14 protein-coding genes are annotated in these 18,015 nt (G+C 67.5%); 10 read left to right on the plus strand and 4 right to left on the minus strand.

What is annotated here, in order from left to right; genetic code table 11:
- Positions 1 to 2 precede the first annotated feature (2 nt).
- From fdhF to QEP15_RS19750, 8 genes are all read left to right on the plus strand, one after another.
- Positions 3 to 2,879, plus strand: a complete 2,877-nt coding sequence (gene fdhF / locus QEP15_RS19715; RefSeq protein ID WP_280147902.1) for a formate dehydrogenase subunit alpha — start codon at positions 3 to 5, stop codon at positions 2,877 to 2,879.
- Between the two features lie 22 nt (positions 2,880 to 2,901).
- Positions 2,902 to 3,723 (plus strand): formate dehydrogenase accessory sulfurtransferase FdhD, encoded by an 822-nt coding sequence (fdhD, locus tag QEP15_RS19720; protein ID WP_152382324.1) that lies wholly within the window; start codon positions 2,902 to 2,904, stop codon positions 3,721 to 3,723.
- Positions 3,724 to 3,741: 18 nt separating this feature from the next.
- On the plus strand, positions 3,742 to 3,999 hold the full coding sequence (locus QEP15_RS19725) for a formate dehydrogenase subunit delta (protein WP_280147903.1): 258 nt from the start codon (positions 3,742 to 3,744) through the stop codon (positions 3,997 to 3,999).
- A 128-nt stretch (positions 4,000 to 4,127) separates the two neighbouring features.
- A complete protein-coding gene (locus QEP15_RS19730) occupies positions 4,128 to 5,795 on the plus strand; it encodes an OFA family MFS transporter (protein ID WP_152382325.1) in 1,668 nt (555 codons plus the stop codon).
- 141 nt (positions 5,796 to 5,936) lie between these two features.
- Positions 5,937 to 7,055, plus strand: a complete 1,119-nt coding sequence (locus tag QEP15_RS19735) for a methyltransferase (protein ID WP_280147904.1) — start codon at positions 5,937 to 5,939, stop codon at positions 7,053 to 7,055.
- A 191-nt stretch (positions 7,056 to 7,246) separates the two neighbouring features.
- Complete coding sequence (locus QEP15_RS19740; RefSeq protein WP_217618346.1) at positions 7,247 to 7,759, plus strand: sigma-70 family RNA polymerase sigma factor; 513 nt, start codon at positions 7,247 to 7,249, stop codon at positions 7,757 to 7,759.
- Positions 7,756 to 8,739 (plus strand): FecR domain-containing protein, encoded by a 984-nt coding sequence (locus tag QEP15_RS19745; RefSeq protein WP_280147905.1) that lies wholly within the window; start codon positions 7,756 to 7,758, stop codon positions 8,737 to 8,739. The genes QEP15_RS19740 and QEP15_RS19745 overlap by 4 nt, the downstream gene beginning before the upstream one ends.
- A gap of 151 nt (positions 8,740 to 8,890) precedes the next feature.
- Entirely contained in the window at positions 8,891 to 11,365 is a 2,475-nt protein-coding gene (locus QEP15_RS19750; RefSeq protein ID WP_280147906.1) for a TonB-dependent siderophore receptor, read from the plus strand.
- Between the two features lie 23 nt (positions 11,366 to 11,388).
- Here QEP15_RS19750 and QEP15_RS19755 read toward each other — a convergent pair whose 3' ends face one another.
- The 3 genes from QEP15_RS19755 to QEP15_RS19765 form a co-directional block, all read right to left on the minus strand.
- Entirely contained in the window at positions 11,389 to 12,633 is a 1,245-nt protein-coding gene (locus QEP15_RS19755; protein WP_280147907.1) for an arsenic transporter, read from the minus strand.
- A gap of 15 nt (positions 12,634 to 12,648) precedes the next feature.
- Positions 12,649 to 13,836 (minus strand): MFS transporter, encoded by a 1,188-nt coding sequence (locus QEP15_RS19760; protein WP_227741286.1) that lies wholly within the window; start codon positions 13,834 to 13,836, stop codon positions 12,649 to 12,651.
- A gap of 174 nt (positions 13,837 to 14,010) precedes the next feature.
- Positions 14,011 to 14,967 carry a GlxA family transcriptional regulator gene (locus QEP15_RS19765; RefSeq protein ID WP_152382331.1) on the minus strand — a complete coding sequence of 319 codons (957 nt, stop codon included), beginning with the start codon at positions 14,965 to 14,967 and terminating at the stop codon, positions 14,011 to 14,013.
- Positions 14,968 to 15,207: 240 nt separating this feature from the next.
- On the opposite strand from QEP15_RS19765, the gene QEP15_RS19770 reads away from it, so the two are divergent.
- Positions 15,208 to 15,966, plus strand: coding sequence for an SDR family oxidoreductase (locus tag QEP15_RS19770; protein WP_175155141.1), 759 nt, complete (start codon positions 15,208 to 15,210; stop codon positions 15,964 to 15,966).
- Positions 15,967 to 16,018: 52 nt separating this feature from the next.
- Positions 16,019 to 17,299, plus strand: coding sequence for an MFS transporter (locus QEP15_RS19775; RefSeq protein ID WP_280147908.1), 1,281 nt, complete (start codon positions 16,019 to 16,021; stop codon positions 17,297 to 17,299).
- Here the strand turns inward: QEP15_RS19775 and QEP15_RS19780 are convergent.
- A complete protein-coding gene (locus QEP15_RS19780) occupies positions 17,268 to 17,951 on the minus strand; it encodes a DUF1345 domain-containing protein (protein WP_152382334.1) in 684 nt (227 codons plus the stop codon). The two genes, QEP15_RS19775 and QEP15_RS19780, sit on opposite strands and share 32 nt — an antisense overlap.
- Positions 17,952 to 18,015 lie beyond the last annotated feature (64 nt).

The raw sequence follows: 18,015 nt of genomic DNA on the forward strand, positions 1-18,015 counted from the left end.
CCATGCTAGAAACCGTCATCAAGCGCGATCGCGACATGGGCACGCCGGCGCGCGTGTCCGAAAAGACCGTCACCCTGACCATCGACGGCCAGGAAGTCACCGTTCCCGAAGGCACGTCGCTGATGCGCGCGGCCGCGGACGCCGGCATCAACATCCCCAAGCTCTGCGCCACCGACAGCCTTGAACCGTTCGGATCGTGCCGCCTGTGCCTTGTGCAGATCGAAGGCCGCCGCGGCTATCCCGCGTCCTGTACGACGCCGGCCGAGAACGGCATGGTCGTCTATACCGAAACGCCAAAGCTGCACGACCTGCGCCGCGGCGTGATGGAGCTGTACATTTCGGACCATCCGCTCGATTGCCTGACCTGCCCGGCCAACGGCGATTGCGAGCTGCAAGACATGGCCGGCGTCGTGGGCCTGCGCAACGTGCGCTACGGCCAGGACGGCGCCAACCATCTGAAGGCCGAGAAGGACGAGTCCAACCCCTACTTCACGTTCGACGCATCCAAGTGCATCGTCTGCAACCGCTGCGTGCGCGCCTGCGAGGAAACGCAAGGCACGTTTGCCCTGACGATCTCCGGCAAGGGTTTCGACTCGCACGTATCGGCCGGCCAGGACCAGCCCTTCCTGGATAGCGAATGCGTGTCCTGCGGCGCCTGCGTGCAGGCCTGCCCCACGTCCACCCTGCAGGAAAAGACCGTCATCATGATGGGCCAGGCCGAGCACTCGGTCGTGACGACCTGCGCCTACTGCGGCGTGGGTTGCGGCTTCAAGGCCGAAATGAAGGGCCAGGAAGTCGTGCGCATGGTGCCGTGGAAGGACGGCCAGGCCAACCGCGGCCATTCCTGCGTGAAGGGACGTTTTGCCTGGGGCTACGCCACGCACAAGGAACGCGTGCTCAAACCCATGATCCGCAAGCACATCACCGATTCCTGGAAGGAAGTGTCCTGGGACGAGGCGATCAACTACGCGGCTTCCGAATTCCGCCGCATCCAGAGCCAGTACGGGCGCGATGCGGTCGGCGGCATCACGTCCTCGCGCTGCACCAACGAAGAAACCTGGCTGGTGCAGAAGCTGGTGCGCGCCGCCTTCGGCACCAACAACGTCGATACCTGCGCGCGCGTGTGCCATTCGCCCACCGGCTACGGGCTGAAGCAGACGCTGGGCGAATCGGCCGGCACGCAGACGTTTGACTCCGTCATGCACACCGACGTGGTCATCGTGATGGGGGCCAACCCCAGCAGCGGCCATCCCGTCTTTGCTTCGCGCCTGAAGCGCCGGCTGCGCGAAGGCGCGCGGCTGATCGTCATCGACCCGCGCCGCATCGAACTGGTCAGCTCGCCGCACATCAAGGCCGACTTCCACCTGCAGGTGCGGCCGGGCACCAACACGGCGCTGCTGTCCTCGCTGGCGCATGTCATCGCCACCGAGGGCCTGATCGCCGAGGATTTCGTGGCCGAGCGCTGCGAAGAAAAGGCCTTCAAGGAATGGCGCGACTTCGTGTCGCTGCCCGAGAACTCGCCGGAAGCCATGGAAGAAATCACCGGCGTGCCCGCGCAGGCGGTGCGCGGCGCAGCGCGCCTGTTTGCCACCGGCGGCAATGGCTCCATCTACTACGGCCTGGGCGTCACCGAGCACAGCCAGGGCTCGACCACCGTCATGGCCATTGCCAACCTGGCGATGGCCACCGGCAACATCGGCCGCGAAGGCGTGGGGGTGAATCCGCTGCGCGGCCAGAACAACGTGCAGGGGTCGTGCGACATGGGCTCGTTCCCGCACGAACTGCCCGGCTACCGCCACATCTCGGACAACACCGTGCGCGCCCAGTTTGAAAAGGACTGGGGCGTCACGCTGCAACCCGAGCCCGGCCTGCGCATCCCCAACATGTTCGAGGCCGCGCTGGGCGGGTCCTTCAAGGGCCTGTACTGCCAGGGCGAAGACATCGTGCAGTCCGATCCCAACACGCAGCACGTGGCGGCATCGCTGGCGGCCATGGAGTGCATCGTCGTGCAGGACCTGTTCCTGAACGAGACCGCCAAGTACGCGCACGTGTTCCTGCCGGGTTCCTCGTTCCTGGAAAAGGACGGCACCTTCACCAACGCCGAGCGCCGCATCTCGCGCGTGCGCAAGGTGATGGAACCCAAGAACGGCAAGTCGGACTGGGAAGTGACGGTGGCGCTGTCCAACGCGCTGGGCTACCCGATGAACTACAAGCACCCGCGCGAAATCATGGAAGAGATCGCGCGGCTGACGCCCACGTTTGCCGGCGTCACGTACGACAAGCTCGACAAGCTGGGCAGCCTGCAATGGCCGTGCAACGACGACGCGCCGGAAGGCACGCCGATCATGCACATCGACCAGTTCGTGCGTGGCAAGGGCCGCTTCATGATCACCAAGTACGTGCCCACCGACGAGCGCAGCACGCGCCGCTTCCCGCTGCTCTTGACCACGGGCCGCATCCTGTCGCAATACAACGTGGGCGCGCAGACCCGCCGCACGCCCAACGTGATGTGGCACGGCGAGGACGTGCTGGAAATTCATCCGCAGGACGCCGAGGACCGCGGCGTGGCCGAAGGCGACTGGGTGGGCATCCAGAGCCGCGCCGGGGAAACCGTGCTGCGCGCGACGCTGACCGACCGCGTGCAGCCGGGCGTGGTATACACCACGTTCCACTTTCCCGAGTCCGGCGCCAACGTCGTCACCACCGACAGCTCCGACTGGGCGACCAACTGCCCCGAATACAAGGTCACGGCCGTGCAGGTGACGCGCGTGTCGCAACCGTCGGAATGGCAGCGGCAATGGTCGCGATTTGCGGACATCCAGCAAAAGCTCCTGCGCGAACGCTCGCGCGAGAGCGAGGCGGCGCTGACCGGGAAGTAACCGACAGCCAGCCAGGGATCCCATGCCTACGCCGACCACCGCCCGCCCCGACTGCACGCCGACCCAGGTCATCCGCGTGCGCTCGGGGGTCATCGCCACCGACGCCGAGACCGATTACGTGGCCGAGGAAACGCCGGTGGCGCTGGAATTCAACGGCATCAGTCACGCCACCATGCTGGCCACGCCCGCAGACCTGGAGGACTTTGCCGTCGGGTTCTCGCTGTCCGAAGGCATCATCGGCAGCGTGAGCGACGTGCGCGGCATCGATCTGCTGCCGCAATGCGGCGGCATCGTCGTGCAGCTGGAGATCTCGTCCGCCTGTGAAATGCGCCTGAAGACGCGGCGCCGCGCCATGGCTGGTCGCACCGGCTGCGGCCTGTGCGGCGTGGAAACCCTGCCCGAGGTGCTGCGGCCCGTGGCGCCGGTCGCCAATGGGGCGCCGGTGCGCATCAAGTCGGTGCTGGCCGCCATGCGCGACATGCGCGCCCGCCAGACGCTGCACGACATCACGGGCGCCACGCACGCCGCGGGCTGGTCGGGCGCCGACGGCGCCGTGGCGCTGGTCCGCGAAGACGTGGGCCGCCACAACGCGCTGGACAAGCTGGCCGGCGCGCTGGCGCGCCAGGCGGTCAACGGCGCCGACGGCATCGTCGTGGTGTCCAGCCGCGCCAGCTTCGAGATGGTGCAGAAGACGGCCGCGGCCGGCGTTGCGGTGTTGGCTTCGGTGTCCGCGCCCACCGCGCTGGCCATCCGTCTGGCCACCGACGCCAACGTCACCCTGCTGGGCTTCACGCGCGATGGCGACGCCGCCATCTACACCCACCCCGAACGCATCCTTACCTGAACCGGACGCAAGACAGCAATGGAAATCGTCAACCTGATCCGCATGGCCAACCGCATCGGCCAGTTCTTCGACGCCATGCCGGACCGGCCCGAGGCGCTGGAAAGCGTCACCAACCACATCCAGAAGTTCTGGGAACCGCGCATGCGCACCGAGCTGCTGGATTTCCTGGCGCGCAGCCCGGACGGCGACGCCGGCGAGGAACAGCTGCACCCGCTGGTGCTGCAGGCGGTCACCCAGCATCGCGAGCGGCTGACGCCGCGCGCGCGCGTCGCATAGCGCACCCGGACCGCCCGCGCGGCGGTCCCCCCGCAGTGGCAGGACAGCAACAGATCCATAAAAGAGGCGGCGGGACCGGGCACTTCCGGCCTACGCACGCTATAAAGCCGCACCCCTGAGGAGACATCATGGAAAGTAGCGCCACCCTGGACCTGCCGGGCTCCCGGCCGGGATTTCTCGACAAAGAACGCACCATCGCGGGACCGGGCTTCTCGCGCTGGCTGGTGCCCCCCGCCGCGCTGGCCATCCACCTTTGCATCGGCATGGCCTACGGCTTTTCGGTGTTCTGGCTGCCCCTGTCCAAGGTGGTGGGCGGGGCCAAGCCGCTGGCCTGCCCGCCCGACATGAGCCTCGTGGCCGAACTGTTCACCACGAGCTGCGACTGGAAGATCTCGACCATGGGGTGGATGTACACCCTGTTCTTCGTGCTGCTGGGGTGTTCGGCCGCCTTGTGGGGCGGCTGGCTGGAACGGGCCGGCCCGCGCAAGGCCGGCGTCGTGTCGGCGCTGTGCTGGTGCGGCGGCCTGGTCATCTCGGCCATCGGCATCTACCTGCACCAGATGTGGATGCTGTGGCTGGGGTCAGGCGTCATCGGCGGGATCGGGCTGGGCCTGGGGTATATCTCGCCGGTGAGCACGCTGATCAAGTGGTTTCCGGACCGCCGCGGCATGGCAACGGGCATGGCCATCATGGGCTTTGGCGGCGGCGCCATGATCGGCGCGCCGCTGGCCGACATGCTGATGCGCCACTTTGCCACGCCGACCTCACCGGGCGTCTGGCAGACCTTCCTGACCATGGCGCTGGTGTACTTCATCTTCATGATGTCCGGCGCGCTGGGCTACCGCGTGCCGCCCACCGGCTGGAAGCCCGCCGGCTGGACGCCGCCCGCCAAGCAGGTCAACAACGTCATGATCACGCAGCGACACGTGCACGTGAAGCGCGTCTGGGGCGTGCCGCAGTTCTGGCTGGTGTGGTGGGCGCTGTGCCTGAACGTCACGGCGGGCATCGGCATCCTGGGGATGGCTTCGCCGCTGCTGCAGGAAGTGTTTGGCGGCGGGCTGATCGACAAACCCGAGCTGGGCTTTGGCCAGCTCGACAAGGACCAGCTCGCGGCCATCGCCGCGATTGCCGCCGGCTTTACCGGCCTGCTCAGCCTGTTCAACATCGGCGGCCGCTTCTTCTGGGCCAGCCTGTCCGACAAGCTGGGCCGCAAGATGACGTACTTCGTCTTCTTCGTCCTGGGCTTCGTGCTGTACGCCGCCATTCCGTGGACCGCGCACATGGGCGCCCTGGCGCTCTTTGTGGCCGCGTTCTGCGTGATCCTGTCGATGTACGGCGGCGGCTTTGCCACGGTACCCGCCTACCTGGCCGACCTGTTTGGCACCCAGATGGTCGGCGCCATCCACGGCCGGTTGCTGACCGCGTGGTCCGCGGCGGGCATCTTCGGGCCGGTTCTCGTCAACTACATCCGCGAATACCAGCTGTCCATCGGCGTGCCGCGCGCCCAGGTGTATGACATCACCATGTACATCCTGGCCGGCATGTTGGTCGTGGGCTTCCTGTGCAACCTTGCCATCCGCCCGGTCAACGCCAAGTACTTCATGACCGACGAGGAACTGGCCAAGGAAAAGGCGTTGGCGCACGAGCGCGCCGTGGCCGCCGAAACCCACGGCGTGGGCAGGTCGAACTTCCGCACGCCGCCCGCGCTGATCGCCTTTGCGTGGGCCTGCGTCGGCATTCCGCTGGCCTGGGGCATCTGGATCACGCTGCAAAAGGCCGTCGTGCTGTTCCACTGACCCCGCCATGCCGCGGCGCCCGGTGCGCCGCGCGACGGCCCCAGGGCGCGAAGCTGCTACATTGGCAGCCCGCGCCCTTCTCTTTTATGTGCCTTTCCCCATGATCCTGCCCTTCCCCCCATTCCCCGCCGGAGCGACCTCTTGAACGCGCCCGAACTGCAGTGGGAAGAAAACGGCGTCGCCCGCTCGGCGCGCTGGCACTCGGAAACCGGCGCCACGCCGCCCAAACGCGTCATCGTCGCCGACGACACCCTGACCGCGGACATGGCCTACCGCCACGCGTGCGAAGGCGTGGGCCTGCTGTGGCGCGGCGACTTCCAGAACGCGCGCCAGCTGTTGCAGGCCATCACCCGCCGCGTCGACAAGCGTCCGCGCAAACCGGTGGAAACCCAACTTGAGGCCTTCAACCAGCATCGTCAGGTCCAATCGCAGCGCGCCCGCATCCTGGGCATGCTGCTGATTCCCTTCGACGCCGGCCATACCATCCCCCTGCGCCGCGCGCCCGACGCGCATCTGGCCTGCGAAGCCGCGAACGTGCCGGGCGATACGCCCTACGTCGCGTCGCTGCGCGAACTGCTGGGCCTGATCGGCGCCTACGAATGGCGCAGGAAGGGCGTGGAGATTCCGGCCCTGAACAACCGCATCCACCCGCACTACGGCGTGTTCTCGCCGGTGCGCGGCGAATACGTGGACCTGGTCGCCAACACGCCGATGCCGCGCGGCAGCGTGGCTTTCGATATCGGCACGGGCACGGGCGTGCTTGCCGCCGTCATCGCCCGCCGCGGCGGCAAGCGCGTCATCGCCACCGACATGGATCCCCGCGCGATTGCCTGCGCGCGCGAGAACCTGGAACGCCTGGGGTTGTCCGGGCAGGTCGAGGTCGAACAGACCGACCTCTTCCCCGAAGGCCGCGTGTCGCTCATCGTCTGCAACCCGCCCTGGCTGCCCGCGCGGCCCAGCTCGCCGCTGGAACATGCCGTGTACGACCCGGACAGCCGCATGCTGCGTGGCTTCCTGAATGGATTGAAGGACCATCTGACGCCGAACGGCGAAGGATGGCTGATCCTGTCGGATCTGGCCGAACATCTGGGGCTGCGCACACGCGAGCAACTGCTCGCGATGATCGAGGCCGCCGGCCTGCGCGTGATCGAGAAGTTGGACACGCGGCCGATGCACGGCAAGGCGCGGGACGCGAACGATCCGCTGCATGCGGCGCGGTCCCGGGAGATGACGTCGCTGTGGCGATTGGGCGCGGTTTGAAGGCATACGGACAACGATGAGAGGTTTGCGGCCCCCCCGGAGCGGGCGCCGCATGAACCTGGCGGTTGCATGGGCCCGCCATCGCGGACCACGGAGGGCGGGACCGCAACGGCGCGTGAAAAGTATTCGCCACGCGCCGCTGATTGGCTACAATTAGCAATCATTCCCATTAGCATCTGCCAAGCCGACCCGTGCCGCCCGCCCACTTTGCGTCCTCCGCCGAATTCGTCAGCCTGTACCGCGAGCACCACGGCTGGCTCGTGCAGATGCTGCGCCGACGGCTTGCCGGCAATGCCGACAACGCCGCCGATCTGGCGCACGACACGTTCGAACGGGTCATGCGCAGCGAATCGCGCGCCGCGTTTGCCGAGCCGCGCGGTTTTTTGACCACGGTGGCCAAGCGCCTGTTGATCGACCAGTCGCGGCGGCGGGCGATCGAGCAGGCTTATCTTGAGACGCTTGCCGCGCGCAGTGAAGCGGTCGAGCCCAGCCCCGAGACGCATGCGCTAGTGGTCGAGGCGCTGGACGCCGTCTGCCGCATGATGGAGCAGTTGCCAGCGCGCGTGCGCCGGGTTTTCGTGCTGGCGCAGGTGGAAGGCCTGCCGTATCTGGACGTCGCCCGCGAGCTGGGCATTTCGGTGGCGGCCGTGCAGCGCGACATGATCAAGGCGTGGGAACACTGCTACGCGGCGCTGTACGCATGAGCGCTGCCCCCGCCGAACGGGTGCACCCGGACATCATCCGGCAGGCGGCGCAGTGGATGATGCGCACCGGGGATGCGCCCGACGCCGCCACGCAAGCCGCCTGTACGCAATGGCGCGAGGCCGACGCGCGCCACGAACTCGCCTGGCAGCGCCTGCAGGGCATCAGCCAGGACCTGAAATCCGCCACCTCCGCCAACCTGGCCGGCGCCGCCGCGGGCCAGACGATCTTGCGCTATTGCGACCAGCGTTCGCGCCGCGGCGCGCTGAAGTGGATGGCGGCCGGCGTCGGTCTGGGCGCCATGGGCTGGTTGGGCGCGCGCGAAGGCGTGTGGGACGGCAGCACCGTGTACCGGACCGCTACGGGCGAGCAGCGCGTCGTGCGCTTGCCCGACGGCACCGTGCTGACGCTGAACACCGATTCCGCCGTGGCGATGCGCTACGACGCGCGGCAACGCCGGATCACACTGCGCAGCGGCGAAATTCTGATCGCCACGGGCCACGACGACGCGGGCCGGCCGTTTGCCGTCAGCACACCCAATGGCCTGCTGACGCCGCTGGGCACCCGCTTTTCGGTGCGGCAAAAGGATGACGGCCAAGGGGCCACGCACGTCGCGGTCTTTGAAGGCGCGGTGCGCGTGGAGCCGGACTCGCGCGTGCAGCCGGCCCGTGTGGTGCATGCGGGCGAGCAAGCCGAATTCGACCGCAACGCCCTGTCGCCAGTGACCGCGGTGGACGGCGCGGCGCCGGCCTGGACCGAAGGCATGCTGGTGGCGAACCGCATGCGGCTGGACCGGTTCGTGCAAGAGCTGGGCCGCTACCGCGCGGGCATCGTGCGCTGCGACGCCGACGTGGCACACCGGGAGGTCACGGGCGCATTCCGTATCGACGACACGGACAAGGCGCTGGAGGTGCTGGCCAGCGTGCTGGACCTGAGGCTGCGCTATCGCACGCGCTACTGGGTCACCGTGGGCCGGGCGTGAGCCAGCCGGTCACCGCAGGCCCCCACCCCGCCCATTCCGACTATTTTGTAACCGCGCCGCAGATTTTCAGTTCTGGTTCGTTAGACGAAGAGAAGGCCCCGAGGCGCCCGAGGGCCGCGCTTTTCAATCGACGAATCAGGAAACTCCAGTCATGGCACGACGCCAGTCCCGCTCTCCCCTTGCCTTGTCATCGTCACCGCGCATGCGTTTGCGCCTTGCCGTCCACCTTGCCCTGACGGCAGCCGCCTCGCTGGCCGCCCCGGCCGCGTCGTGGGCGCAGGCCGCGCCCGCCGGCGAGATTGCCTTCGCCATCGCACCCGCCACGCTGGACGTGGCGCTGGGTCAGTTTGGCGTTGCTGCCAAGGTCACGGTGGCGGCCTCGCCAGCGCTGACGCGCGGCGTGCGGACGCAGGGATTGACGGGCCGGTACACGCCCGAGCAGGGACTTGCCCGGCTGCTTGCGGGCACGGGCCTGCAGGCAGTGGCCAACGCCAACGGCGAAGGCTATCAATTGCGGCGCGTGCCGCAGGACGCGCCGGGGGTGTCCACGCTGGCGCCGGTGACCGTGACCGGCATGACCGACGATCCGGTCACCGAGGGCACGGGCAGCTACACGAGCCGCGTGGTGACCATCGGCAAGGGCCGCCAGACGCTCAAGGAAATTCCGCAGTCGGTCAGCGTGGTCACGCGCCAGCGCATGGACGACCAGAACGCCAACACGCTGGACGACGTGCTGGCCAACAGCACCGGTATGACGCTCTACAAGAGCCCGATGGGCGGCAGCTACGTGTATTCGCGCGGTTTTCGCGTGGACAGCTATCAGTTCGACGGCGTGAACCGCGCGTTCTACTACCCCCAGGCCAACAGCTTCACCACCGAGACCGTGACGCTGGACCGCGTGGAAATCATCCGCGGCGCCACGGGCCTGTTGCAAGGCGCCGGCTCGCCCAGCGCGGCCGTCAACCTGGTGCGCAAGCGCCCGCTCGCCGAGCCCCAGGTGCAGATGCTGGCCAGCGGCGGCTCGTGGAACAACTACCGCGCCGACATCGACGCCAGCGCGCCGCTGAACGAGGCCGGCACCCTGCGCGCCCGCGGCGTGGCCAGCTACAACGACCGTGACTACTTCTACGACGAAGCGCAAAGCCGCACCGGCGTGCTGTACGGCGTGCTCAGCTATGACTTCAGCCCGGACACCACGCTGACCGGCGGCGTCAGCTACGAGGAACTGCGTTCCACCCCCTTCTTCCACGGCCTGCCCCACTACAGCAATGGCGACGACATCGGCCTGAAGCGGCCGACCTCGCTGGGCCAGGACTGGAACCGCTGGAATGGCAAGCAGACCACCGTCTTTGCCGAACTGGCGCACCGCTTCAACAAGGACTGGTCGTTCAAGCTGACGGGCACGTCCTCGCAGGAATCCAACGACTCGAAGTACGCGTTCACGGAAGGCGCCGTGAACCCGGAGACGGGCCTGGGTCCCATGCTGTACGCGGGCCTGTTCGACATGTCCACGCGCAACAAGGCGCTGAATCTGGATGTGGACGGCGCCTTCGAAGCGCTGGGCCGCAAGCATTCGGTGAGCGTCGGCGCCAGCATCAACGAGCTCACCAGCAAGAACGATTTTGCGTTGAATCGCCTGAATCGCGCCGTGAACGTGTGGAACCCGGATCATCATGTGCCGGAGCCCACCGATGACTGGATGCGCGATAACGCCTACCGCAGCGCGGCCACCATCGTGAAGATGAAGCAGACGGGCGTCTACGGCGTCGGCCGCTTCAGCCTGGCCGACCCGCTGACGCTGGTGGCGGGCGCGCGGATGAGCTGGTACGAAAACACCAGCCGCTATCGCGACAGCGGCGAGCAATACGTCGATCCGTACAAGGACAACGGCGTCGTCACCCCCTACGGCGGCCTGATCTACGCGTTCAATCCCCAATGGTCCGGCTACGTCAGCTACGCGCAGATCTTCGAGCCCCAGAACGCGGTGGACGCATCCGGCAAGGTGCTAGATCCCATCGTGGGCAAGAACTACGAGATCGGCCTTAAGGGCGAGCTGATGGACGGCCGCGTGAACACGTCCATCGCGCTCTTTCGCGTCGACCAGAAGAACCGCGCGCAAGAGGATCTGACCAGCGTGTGCGCGACGGGCGACATCTGCTACCTGTCGAGCGGCAAGGTGCGCAGCCAGGGCCTGGACGCCGAGATCAGCGGCGAAGTGGCGCCGGGCTGGCAGCTGTTCGCGGGCTACACCTTCAATACGCTGAAGTTCCTGGACGACACGCAGGTCACCAACACCAACTTCGCCCGCACGGTCACGCCCAAGCACATCCTGCGCCTGTGGTCCGACTACCGGCTGCCGGGCGAACTGTCGGCGTGGTCGCTGGGCGCGGGCGTGAACTACCAGACGGGCAGCTACACGGAAACGCGGTCGGTGCGCGTCTCGCAAGGGGCTTACGCGGTGTGGAATGCGCGCGTCGGGTATCAGATCAACAAGAACTGGTCGGCCGCGTTGAACGTGAACAACCTCTTCGACAAGACCTACTACCAGACCATCGGCGCGCCGGGCTGGGGCAGCTTCTACGGCGATCCGCGCAACGCCACCCTGACGGTGCGCGGGACATTCTGAAATGGGCGCGCGCCTGCGCGGGGTCAGCTGAACACGTGCAGCGCGCCCAGCGCCAGGATCAGCGCCGGCGGCATGACCACGATGCCCAGCCGCAGGAAACTGAGCGCGCTGATGTGCATGCCTTCGCGGCGCACGGCCAGCAGCCACAGCAGGGTCGCAAGCGATCCGCTGACGGACAGGTTGGGGCCCAGGTCGATCCCGATCAGCAGCGCCGCGGTGGTGGCGCTGGGCAGGTCGGCCATGCGCGCCAGCGTGCCCGCCATCAGCCCGGCCGGCAGATTGTTGATGACGTTGCCCGACAGCGCGGCCCCCACCCCGCCCGCCCATAGCGCCGCGTCGGCGGACAGGCTGCGCATCAGGTTCGCCAGGTCTTGCAGCACGCCGCTGGCGGCCATGCCCTCGACCAGCACGAACAGGCCCGCCACCAACGGCAGCACGCCCCACGCCACCCCTTTGATGAGGCGAATCGGGCTGGATCGCGTGACCGCCAGCACCAGCGCCGCCGACACGCAACCGGCGATCAGCGTGGGCAGGCCCAGACGCTGGCCAAGCGCCGAGGTGATGAGCAGCGTGCCCGCGGTGATGGCCACGCCCAGCGCGGCCATGCGCAGCGGCAAGGTCATGGGCGGCAGCGGCGGCGACGGCTTCAAGGGCTGGCGCAGGTCGTGGCGAAACACCAGCCGCAACGTCACGTAGGTGGCGCCGATGGCCAGGGCGGACGGCAGGGCAAAGTGCGCCAGCCACGGCCCCAACGCAGGCATGCGGTCGCCGAAAACGACCAGGTTGGCCGGATTCGAGATCGGCAGCACGAAGCTGGCCGCGTTGGCGATGAAGGCGCAGACGTACAGATACGGCAACGGCGGCGCGCCGACGACACGCGTCACCGCGTAGACGGCAGGCGTCAGCACGACGGCCGTGGCGTCGTTGGACAGCAGCACGGTGACCCCGGTGCCCACCAGGAACACCAGGTCGAACAGCCGCCGCGCCGACCCGGCGGCGTGGTCGGCCGCCAGCACAGCCACCCAGTCGAACAGGCCTGCCTGCCGGGCGACCTCCGCCACCAGCATCATGCCGATCAGGAACAGATAGACGTCGGTGCCTTCCAGAATGGCGCCGCCGGCCTGCCGCGCGGTCAGCAAGCCTAGCACCACCAAGGCGACCGCGCCGGCCGTTGCCCACACGTACTCGGGCAGCCGCCAGGGACGAAAGAGAATGGCCATGGTGGTCGCGGCGGCAATCAACCAGATCACGGCATTGGATAGCGACATGCGTTCAGGAATGCATCAAGGAAGGGAAGAGGAAGCCGGCGCGGGGGCCGATGCGGCGGACGCGCGCGTCTCCGGCAAGACCAGCAGGGTCACGCAGGCCAGCGCGGCAATGCCGGCCAGCGCAAGAAACGCTGCACTGTAACCCGCGTGCTGCACGATCACGCCAGCCAGCCCGTTGCTCAGCGCGGCCCCGATGCCGAACACTGTGGTGACGGCGCCCAGGCTGGCGTTGAAGCGGCCCGAGCCCTGCGTCAGGTCCAGCACCATCAAGGGCAGGACGGCGCCGAAGATGCCCGCGCCAATGCCGTCGAGCAACTGCACGCCCACCAGCCACGCGGTGTCGTCGGAAAACGTGTACAGCACGCCACGCAGCGGCAGGATGAGAAACCCGATCAGCAGCAGCGGCTTGCGTCCCCATTGGTCTGCGTACCGCCCGACGGCCATCGCGGCGGGAATCATCACGAACTGCGCCGCGACGATGCAGACGGCGGTCAGCGGCGTGGCGAGCGCCGGGTTTGCCAGGGCGAGCTTTTGCCCGACCAGCGGCAGCATGGCCGCATTGGCCAGGTGAAACAGCGCGCAGCTCAAGGCCAGCAGCAGGAGCGGCCGGTTCGACAGCAACTGGCGCAGCGGCACGGGCTGCGCATGCGCCCCCGCATTGGCGCGCTCGGCCAGCCCGCGCGCCTTGTCCGGGTCGATATGCGCGGGGATGCGCAGGGTGGCCGCCAGGCTGGCCAGCGCCATCGCTGCCATCAGGTAGAACACCGCGACCGGCCCCCAGACGTACGCCAGTCCGCCCGCCAGCAGCGCCGCGAATCCGTTGCCGGCGTGATTGAACGATTCGTTGCGCGCGATGCGCGCCGTGAAGGCGTGGGCCGTGGTCAGGCCGAGCGTGATGCCCGCGATGGCGGGTGCGAAGACCGACGACGCAACGCCCGCGACCGCCTGCGTCAGCGTGACCCAGGCGAAGTTCGGGCTGGCCAGGACGGCCATGCACGCCACCGTCACCAGCACGGCGGCGGCGATCAGCAGCGCACGCTTGTTCGACGCACGATCCACCAGCGCGCCCGCCGGCGTCTGCGCCGCCAGCGCGGCCAGCCCGGAGATCGTCATGACACGCCCGATGCTGTCAGGCCGCCAATGGTGGACGGCGAGCAGGTAGATTGCCAGGTAAGGCCCAAGTCCATCCCGCACATCGGCCACGAAAAAATTCAGCCAATCGAGAGGACGCGTCGCGGGTGATGGAGAGTGCAAGGCAACCGTGTGAACGTGGATACCGCATGCGCGGCTAGCGGGAATGGCGCATGTTAGATCACAACGATCCGGGAGTCAGCGACATTGCGCTACGGCGCCCGCGCGTTCAACTCAGTGACAGTTTCACGGCGGCGGCGCGTCATCCGGCGCGGTCATTCGTCCCGCGCGCCGCACCCCGCTGGGCGGCTGGCCATAGGCGCGCAGGAACGCCCGCCGCATGCGGTTGCGGTCGGCAAAGCCGGTGTCCCGCGCCACGATGTCCAGCGAATGCCGCCCGGCTTCGAGCATGGCGCGGGCCGCTTCCAGCCGCAGCAGCTCCACCACCTTGGCCGGGGAATGCCCGGTCTCCTCGCGGAACACGCGGCTGAACTGCCGCGGCGACAGGCGTGCCGCCTCGGCCAGTTCGTCCACCGTCAAGGGATTTCGCAGGTGTTCCTTGGCATAGACCAGCGCCCGTTGGATCCGGTCGGAACGCGGTTCCAGTTCCAGCAAGGCGGAAAACTGGGATTGGCCGCCCGGGCGCCGGTGATAGACGACCAGCCGCCGTGCCACATCGCGGGCTAGCGCCGCGCCGTGGTCGTCTTCGATCAGCGCCAGGGCGAGATCGATGGCGGCCGACATGCCGGCGGACGTCCAGATGTTGCCGTCACGCACGAAAATGCGGTCGGGGTCGACGCGCACCTCGGGAAAACGGTCCTGAAGAGTGCGCGCATGCGCCCAATGGGTGGTGGCCGCGCGGCCGTTCAAGAGACCGGCCTCGGCCAGAACAAAGGCGCCCGTGCACACGCCCGCGACACGCCGCGCTTCGGTGGCGGCGCGCGCCACATAGCGCGCCAGGCCCGGCGTGACAGGCCGGGGCATCAGTTCGCCCGCCACGATCAGGGTGTCGGGCATGACACCCAGGGCAACTGTCTCGATGCCCGCGTTCATGGTCGAGCGGATGATGCCGCCGCCTTCCGACAGGATGGTCACGCGGTACCCGTCGCGCTCCAGCGCGATGTTGGCGAACTCGAAGGCCGCGAGCGCGGCAAGGCCCATGACCTGGAAACCGTCTTCGAGGATGAGGCCGATCTGGCGCATCTGTGTATCCATGTCCGTAAATGACGGATATAGGCTATTGAAGCCACCAGCCGGCGTCAATGGGTGAAATGCTTATGCAGGCCCAGGCACGCAATTCACTCGGCAAAATCCGCCAACCGCTGCACCATGTCTTAAATCGACGCTTTATTGACATTTGAGACATTCACGATCTGCCGCATAGTGCCTGAACCGCGATCTGCACTGATTGCAGACGCTCATCCACTCCACCGAGGCACGCACATGCAACTGACCCAAAACACCATCTTCATCACCGGCGGCACCTCCGGCATCGGCCGCGCACTGGCCGTCGCCCTTCACGACCTGGGCAACAAGGTCATCGTCGCCGGCCGCCGGCAGGCGCTGCTGGACGACATCGCCGCAGCGCATCCGGGCATCGAAGGCATCGCCCTGGATATCTCCAACGCCCAGGACATCGAACGCGTCGCCAAGACGCTGATCGCAAAATACCCGACGCTCAACGTACTGATCAACAACGCCGGCATCATGCCGTTCGACGACCCCTCGTCCACGATCGACGACGCCGTGTCGCAACGGATCCTGGACACAAACCTGCTGGGGCCGATCCGCCTCACGTCCGCCCTCATCGAGCATCTGAAGGCCCAGCCGCGCGCGACGATCATCCACAACACGTCGATCCTCGCGTACGTGCCGATCGCCTCGAACGCGGTGTATTCCGCCTCCAAGGCTGCGCTGCATTCCTACGCGCTGTCGCAACGGTTCATGCTGCGCGACACCCGCGTGACGGTGCAGGAAATTGCGCCGCCGTGGGTCGATACGGACCTCATCAAGAAAAGCGGCGATCCGCGCGCCATGCCGCTGGATGCGTTCATCGCCGAGACGATGCAAGGGCTGGGGTCCGACGCGCCGGAGGTGCTGGTCCAGGCCATTCGCCCGCTGCGCGACAACCCTGGGTCGAATGAGCACGCCTTCGTGCATGCGTTCAACCAAAGCCTGGTGGACGAACCGATTCCGGTCTGACGCGGCCGGCACGCGGCGCCCCCGTGGGCGCCGCCCCCTCTGGAAAGATCCCATGACAACAAAATTGGATATCGCAAGCTCCGGGCCGGCGGGCACAGCCGCGGCAGCGAGCCGCAGCGCAGAACTGCTGCCGGCCGGCTTTCTGGCGCTCGGCACCTTCGCCATCGGCACGGAAGGTTTCATGATTGCACCGCTTTTGCCGACGATGGCGGCGGATTTCCGTATGACGGTCCCGCAGATGGCGTCGCTCATCGTGGTGTTCACGCTGACGCTGGCGGTCAGCTCGCCCATCATAACCGTCCTGACCGCACGTTGGAATCGCCGCGCGGCCCTGCAGCTCGCCATGGGATTGTTCGCTCTGGGCAACGTGCTTGCTGCCTGGTCGCCCACCTTCTGGACGCTGATGACGGCGCGGGTCGTCATGGCGGTGGCAGCTGGCTTGTACGTGCCCGGCGCAAATGCGCTGGCCGGCGTAATCGTAGCGCCTGAAAGGCGGGGCAAGGCGCTGGCCATCGTCAGCGCCGGCATGACGTTGGCCATTGCGCTAGGCCTGCCGCTGGGCGCGGTGGCCGGTCACTTTCTGGGCTGGCGCGCCACATTCTCCATCGTCGCGGTGATGAGCCTGGTGGCCATCGCCGGCATCGGGGTGGGCATCGCCGCCGATGCAGGAACAGGTATTGCGGTCGCAACGTTTCGGCAGCGTCTTGCAGTCGTGCGCCAACCGTCGATACTGCGATTGCTGTCGGTCAGCCTTTTCTGGGCGATTGGCGCGTTCACTGCATACCCGTTCCTCGCACCGTACTTGGCAAGCGTGCTGGGATTTCGAGACGCCGCCATCAGCGCGACGATATCGCTCTGGGGCGTGGCGGCCGCGCTCGGCGTGACAACGGGCGGTGCGCTGACCGACAGGCTGGGCGCAAATCGCGTGGTACAGGTGTCGCTGACCATGCTGGGACTGGCGTTCCTGGGATTGTCGCTGGCAACGGCGCTGCCTGCGTCCGCCGCGCGAGCCCCCGTGTTGATCGCCGTGTTCCTGTGGGGCTTCACAGTCTGGTCATTCTTTCCCGCGCAGATGGCACGCCTTATCGGCGCGGGGGCCCCGGGACAGGCGCCGGTTGCACTGGCGTTGAATACGTCGACGATGTATTTCGGCTTTTCGGTGGGCAGCGGGCTGGGCGCCGCCATCCTTGGCGCCGGTGCAATTTGGGCAATTGGACTGGTGGCCGCGATGGCGCAGGCCGCGGCGTTTGTGTGGGATAAGCGCCGCCAGATTCCGGGGCAGGACGCAGCACCCCTCGATCCTACGCCCGCCCCGCCGCCACGTTCACGCTGATCGCGATGATGAACACGTTGAAGAAGAACGCGATGACGCCGTGCGTCATCGCCATGCGGCGAAGCCGGCGGTTGACGATCTGCACGTCCGACACCTGGAAGGTCATGCCCAGCACCAGCGAGAAATACGCGAAGTCCCAGTAGTCGGGCTCGTCCGTGCCCGGAAAATCCAGGCCCTTGTGCATGGCGTTCTCATGGCCGTAGTACCCGTGGGCATAGTGCAGCGCGAAGATCATGTTCATGTAGAGCCACGACAGCACGATGGTCACCGCCGCGGCCAGCATGTCGAGCACCGCGCCCACATTGTTTTGCGCGCGCATTTCCACCCACAACGCGACCAGCACCATGCAGGACAGCGCGACGCTGCTCCAGAGGACGCCGCCGCGCCCGACGTCGTGCTGGCGGGCGTGCCGGCGCATGGCGGCGGCGCTGGTGCGTCCGAACACACGGGCGGTCAGGATCAGGAAGATCAGCGCCCCGGCGTCAAAGCCCAGCAGGATGGCTAGACTGGGCGGCAGGCCGGCTGCGTACAGCCCGCCCGCGACCGCGAGCAGCAGGCCGGCGCACAGCATCAGCCGGCGATGGGCATGGAAGAACGGCAGCCGGTCGGCATTCGAGGCGTTTCCGGCGCTGTCATCTTTGAGCGGCTGCATGGCGGGCTCCTGTCTGCGCCGCGGGGCCGGGGCGTGTTGCCCGTGGCAGTCCCGCGATAGGTCC

The sequence above is a fragment of the Achromobacter mucicolens genome, assembly GCF_029866465.1.
Classification (GTDB): Bacteria; Pseudomonadota; Gammaproteobacteria; order Burkholderiales; family Burkholderiaceae_B; genus Achromobacter; species Achromobacter mucicolens.